Origin of the sequence: Desulfobacter curvatus DSM 3379 (assembly GCF_000373985.1) — a bacterium.
GTDB lineage: Bacteria > Desulfobacterota > Desulfobacteria > Desulfobacterales > Desulfobacteraceae > Desulfobacter > Desulfobacter curvatus.
In genome coordinates this window covers 1-5,509 of the sequence record NZ_KB892952.1, presented here as the reverse complement: position 1 = coordinate 5,509, position 5,509 = coordinate 1, and the positions used below count along the sequence as shown (strand labels likewise).

At 43.7% G+C, this 5,509-nt stretch carries 2 protein-coding genes and 1 pseudogene; 1 reads left to right on the top strand and 2 read right to left on the bottom strand.

The annotated features are described in order from the left end of the window. Positions 1-849: 849 nt before the first annotated feature. Together B147_RS0105530 and B147_RS0105525 are read right to left on the bottom strand one after the other, a co-directional pair. Positions 850-1,728 (bottom strand): carbon-nitrogen hydrolase family protein, encoded by an 879-nt coding sequence (locus B147_RS0105530; RefSeq protein ID WP_020586243.1) that lies wholly within the window; start codon positions 1,726-1,728, stop codon positions 850-852. 1 nt (position 1,729) lies between these two features. Continuing rightward, complete coding sequence (locus B147_RS0105525; protein WP_020586242.1) at positions 1,730-5,029, bottom strand: RNA-dependent RNA polymerase family protein; 3,300 nt, start codon at positions 5,027-5,029, stop codon at positions 1,730-1,732. 288 nt (positions 5,030-5,317) lie between these two features. Here B147_RS0105525 and B147_RS27555 point away from each other — a divergent pair. Further along, positions 5,318-5,509: pseudogene (locus B147_RS27555) on the top strand (IS1380 family transposase); the annotation flags it as partial.

The window sequence follows — 5,509 nt, the reverse complement described above, 5'->3', positions numbered from 1 at the left end:
AACCGGTTTTTTCCTTGACTTATCCTGGAACGAAGTTACAAATTTTTGGGGGTAAGGGTAAAAATACAATGTATGAGACGACAATTACCGATCCTAAAATCCATTTAATGTGGTTTAACAGGCGTCAATTACAATGAAGGATTGAGTCAGTCTGCTAAATGTAAAGATCGTAACAAAAACGGAACAGAATTTATGCACTCAAAAAGCATTTATTGATATAAAAAAACCGGACAAGATAATTGACGCGAACCGGACAAAGTAATTGACATTTGATAAGTAAAAACCTGAGTTAAATTCGGATATGTAGAAAGCATACCCATTTTCACCCTTTTCTATTGTCGGGTAAGTTAGAGATGAAAGAGCAATAACAACTGTTACGATCGATACAGGAAATTTAAATTTCCATTAATTATGAGGGCAAATGTAACCAAATAGCCTATATTTGAAAACCAAGCAAATACTCCGTAAAAGGCTGATGCCCAACCTAAAAAGTATACTTGATATCCTATGTAAATACCACTTGGCTCATGCAGAGGACTCACCCCGATGAAGGCCTGAACGGTGCCTGGGCCGAACGGTCCGGGTAAATGATTGCGACAAATAGGCGGTGTGCACTTGTGAACAGAAAGCCACAGCAGATGGAACTGTTTCTATCGTCATAACTTGCCGAAAGTATGGGAAACAATAACCGGTTAATGGAGATGGTCCTTGAACGCAACAACATTATCCGGGCATGGAAACAGGTGACCTGGTTCGCATAGGATAAGCAGGGACAATATTGTCAAAGATCAAAAATTTACATTTACCGAGCAAGCAAAAAACTAACCGGACATCACTGTTCATTAATGCTTAATAGCCCGGAGGTAAATGCTTAAACAGACGATATTGATTGCCGGTCTCATCAATATATTTTCCTGTGTCACCTTGCTGGGCAGCATCAATATCGGCAACCGGTAGCCGGACAACCTGAACAGTGAAAAGATCCTTGCCTTCATGGCGATACAGGGTCCTGCGGAATGTTTCATAGTAGGGTGTTACGGCAAGGGATCCACCATAAAAACCTGTATTGCAGATGACCACATTGCAAAAAATCGTCTTTGATAGTGAATCAGCCAAGTGATAAAATGAATCAACATCACGATTATAAGCCAGGACAAAAAGGTGGTGAATTTTTCCCCGGTAAACCATATATCGTTCCACGTCCATAAAATCATAACAGATGCAGACACCAATGCGACCGAATCGACCTGCGTCAAACAACCAGATGGTTTGGTCGGCTTTGAAAGCAAACCCAGAATCCCCGATACCAATTTCTTCGCCAGGAGCAATATAAGTTTTCCCGAAATAAAATGTACTGCATCGTTCACTGGACTTTTTTTCCGGCCATCTCTGGGGAACGATGACCAGGGCTTGATTTCTTACGATGCTGTTTGCATGATCCATGGTATAATCCATACCGGCTATAACTATAGAGCCTATTTTTCTGCACAGTGCCAGCAATCGGCTTCGAAAGCAAAGCGGCACAGCCAGTTCGGGAAGAATGATAAATTGCGGTGGTACATCCATTTCAGAAAGAATATGGAATCCATGTCTGATTTCTCTCCAGGCATGGTCAGACTCAGCAGGCGTCATTTTTGGATAATTCTGCCATGCAATTTCGGCATTTGTGGTTGTTTGAATCAGACCGAGCTGCAGATAATCAGTCAGTGACTTTTCCGTTTCGGGCATATTATTCTCCAATATCAGTTATCCAGTCCGCTCGTGTAAAGTGCTCCAATTGAACAGGTACAATCTGCCTTGGGATACTGCGTTGAAGGGTTAGTTGATATTTTCCCAACATCTGTCTGGCTTTTTGGATATAGGATTGGAACATGTTTAAATTCATGATTTGCGGCGGATAACGTACCGTATCGTCATCACACCCTGCTGACACAGAAGGCTCAGTCAATGCTGTCTCCAGTTGACCGGGAAGCAAACAGGCCTCCAGGATTCCATGGGTCCAGGATGAAAATGGGATGTTTCGCATTCGGGTTCGCACCAAAGGAAAGTACTGCCATTCATGCCCGTGTACATTCCATGCTGCCGGCCAGTCAAATGAATGGCTTACCAGTCCCAGCAGTAACATACCAAGGCCCCGGATCATGGCAATTTCAGGAGAGGGTTTGGCAATCGGTGACAGATTAAATCTGTAACGATAGTCGTCAACCCGATCGGCTGCCCTTAATTGCAGGAGAAACGGCTCCTCACTTATCTGGTCTCGCCAGTGTTCCCAAGTCAAAACGGTATTCCTTTCTTTTGTCCATTTTTCTGGAACAAGAATATTCAAGGGGTGCATGGGATAGTCACCGTTTCCATCGCCCTGAACAAAGGTTTTCACTTTTCCCGCTATTTGATCAGCAAGTTCAAGTGCCGTCCATTCGGTGACCCGTGGATCATAAACGTTTTCCTTGTATTTCTGACGAATCCACCAAACCCACTTTTCAAGGGGTATCCATGGCTCATCACTGTTTTTTTGCATGATCCTGAATATTTTTTCTTCACCTGGGGTGATTGCCGAACCACGTTTGTATTTATATTGAACAGGGTCAGTCCCCTGAAGCAGTTCATACAACCATCCAGCACGCTCTTCTTTTGTGAAGACTTCCTTCACCAGGCATGCATCAATTATTGTTTCTGTTTTGACTTCTCGCGTTACATTATGGGGGTAACGAAATAACAGGGGGCAAGTGCAGGGCTCATTAACCCCCAGTTTACAGACCGCAGCTTTCCATATTGGCCCCGGGCTTGTTTTAATGAGGGAATTGAGCCTTGTTTCGGCCCACCATGCCCATGCTGAAAGAGGGATTAATGTCTCTGCCGCCCATTTTTCCGGTGACACGGACCAGTCAATAGCTTTGCAGTTTGCTGCAAGACGTTGCATTAAGCGGAAATCACTTTCAGTTATCAGTTCGTTCTCCGCCTCCTTAAGATACAAAAGAGCACTGCCAAAACCGCATTGCATCAAGTTCAAGGAATTGCGTTCATACCATGTGGGCTCTGCATCTTCCGGCAAGGTGACCGGTTGTCTTAACAGTGTTTGCAAATAGGAATATGCTGCCTTACGCCGATAGATTAAATGATCTTTATGAGACATGTTGACAGCACACTGGACAGCCTGATTGGCCATAAGGCGACAGATTATAGCCCTTATATGGCCAGCCCCTACCGGGTCGTGTTTCGATACTTGCTCAAGTTCTTTATGAATTAATGTCAGGTCGGTATGTCCGGAAAACCGACAATATTCCAGCAGATAAACCCAGAGGTTAAGTTTCTCTCGATGATTGCGAAGCGCTTTCAACAGTATCAGAAAGATGTGCATCTGACTTTTGTGTTGCTTATTGGTATTTGCAGATAAAAGCTGTTGATGCCTTTTTTCAAGGCATTCAATTTCTTGCTGCAACTCCTGGATGCGTTTGCGTGTTGCAACTGCGTCATTTGTTTTCTGACGAAGCCCCTGTAAACGCTTACAAAGATCAGTCTCATCCTTTTTTGTTTCAAAAAGACGACGTTCAATCAGGCACAGGTTCGCCTGGTTTCCTAAGACTTCCTGGGGCAAAGACCATGCAAGTTTGCGGGCAATGCTGTCTATCTGAAAATCATAACTGCCGACAGTGCCTGATTCTCGGCCAAGCAACAGGTTTTCCATTTCATTAATGTACAATATTTTTTCCCGTTGCTGCAAAAGATCAAAATTCAGATCCTTTATACTGGTTACCATCCTCAGGCTCCTGATTAGTTCTGGGAGCGGATTGGTATTGTCCAGGAGCGCATCTTCAGTGGCCTGGTGCCTGGATTCCTCATTCAGAATTCCAGATTGACTTGTTCGCCGCCGGGAAATTCGATATTGAGAAAGGGATTGCGGCTCAATGGATTTCCAATCCAGTGTGGTTCCGCAGCCATAATTATCTAAGAGCGTCTGGTATTCTTCCATCCAGTTAACCAAACTTGAAAAATCGCGGGAAAGAAAACAATGTTCAGAACCAAAACGAAAGTGAGCGATATTTTTTTTTCGGAGATCATGAGCCGAAACAGACCCGGGAACAATACGATGTTCTGCTATATCCCGTTCCACCGCCATGAGCGCGACATTTTGTAAGAAATCTGCCACTGCCAGGCCCGCAGGCATAGTGGTTAGGGCACATTTTTCCGAGTCAGAGGTACTTCCCGCCGGCGGATTGGTCCAGCACTTCGGATCAATTCTGAACTGTAGAAGCTGGGAAGCGAGTTGATGAATCTGGGGTTGAAATTCCGGTGAAAAGGCAGAAAGATTGTCTGCCACAGTAGCGATACTTCCTCCGGACGAGCAGTTGTTAAAGGAGAGCTTGGCCATGTACACTTTGTTATTTTTTACCGTGGGCCAGTACTTTTCCTCCAGGTAGGGAAGTCGTTGATTGTCTGCTATATAACGCTCCTGCTCAAGCACGTTACGTTCAGGTTCTTCAAAGTTTTCAGGATGTAACAATCCGGACATTGCTCTAGCAGTAAGAAAAATATGGCGCTGATACAGTGACCAGGCTGCCAGAGAATTTCGATAGAGGCGTCCACTGGAGTGTCTGTAGCCACCGTTTCTGATGACAACGGTGTCATTTTTTTTCTCACTCCGGGAGGATCTATGGAGACGACCGCCATAGCTCCATGGAGGCATCCGACAGTCCAGGCCAGGACCTATAACGTTCAAAAAGGCAATCCAGGCCACCTGATCGCGAACAGAAATATCATAAATGAGCCCTGTCTGCTTACCATTTTTGCTGGCATGGGAAGGCTGCGGAAGGGGGCGAACAGCATCTGTCTTGTATGTTAATTCTTTGAATTTATGTGCAATTGCATCTAATTCTTCCTGAAGATTCGCTTCAAAACAGGAAAGTCGGTAATCGTCAATCCAAGTGTGAATTGATCGTGTATAACGCTGATATTTCAACCATGCCCAGTACAGATTTTGAGGACAGGTCAATAAGGTTGTCAGGGAATAGCTGGTATTTGACACCGTCATAGGATTACCTCATTTTTGATATATTTGGTATCAGGCATGGTATTCTTTCTCAATTTCAATTTGTTCTACAAATATTTAGCATACCATGCCGGGTACGTCTATTTTGATGATTCAATCAGATAGACTCCTCTTACATAGAGCCACGTGTCCCTTCGGCAAGCATGCGTATAGATTTTTAGTACCTAAAGAATGCAATCCATAAACAATAATTGTTGTAGAAATATTTTAAATTTATTGATTTTATAGTATGATATCATCATTTTGATTGCTTTAGATAGGAGCACCGATATGATGAGACGTTTCNATACCCAATTTACTGAAAAAAATCTGACGGGCAACGCTGGCTTGGTTAATCTTGGTAAATTCTCAGAAAAATTGGGTCTGCCCAAGATTTTGAGTGATCACCTAACAATCAAACGTGGAGATAGTGCGGAATACCAAGTCTCAGATGTTGTGATGTTGCTTGTTTTTGGAGTTCTT

Coding starts and splice junctions, on each gene's coding strand:
- B147_RS0105530 (WP_020586243.1), bottom strand. CDS start 1,728: ATGCCCGAAACGGAAAAGTCACTGACTGATTATCTGCAGCTCGGTCTG.
- B147_RS0105525 (WP_020586242.1), bottom strand. CDS start 5,029: ATGACGGTGTCAAATACCAGCTATTCCCTGACAACCTTATTGACCTGT.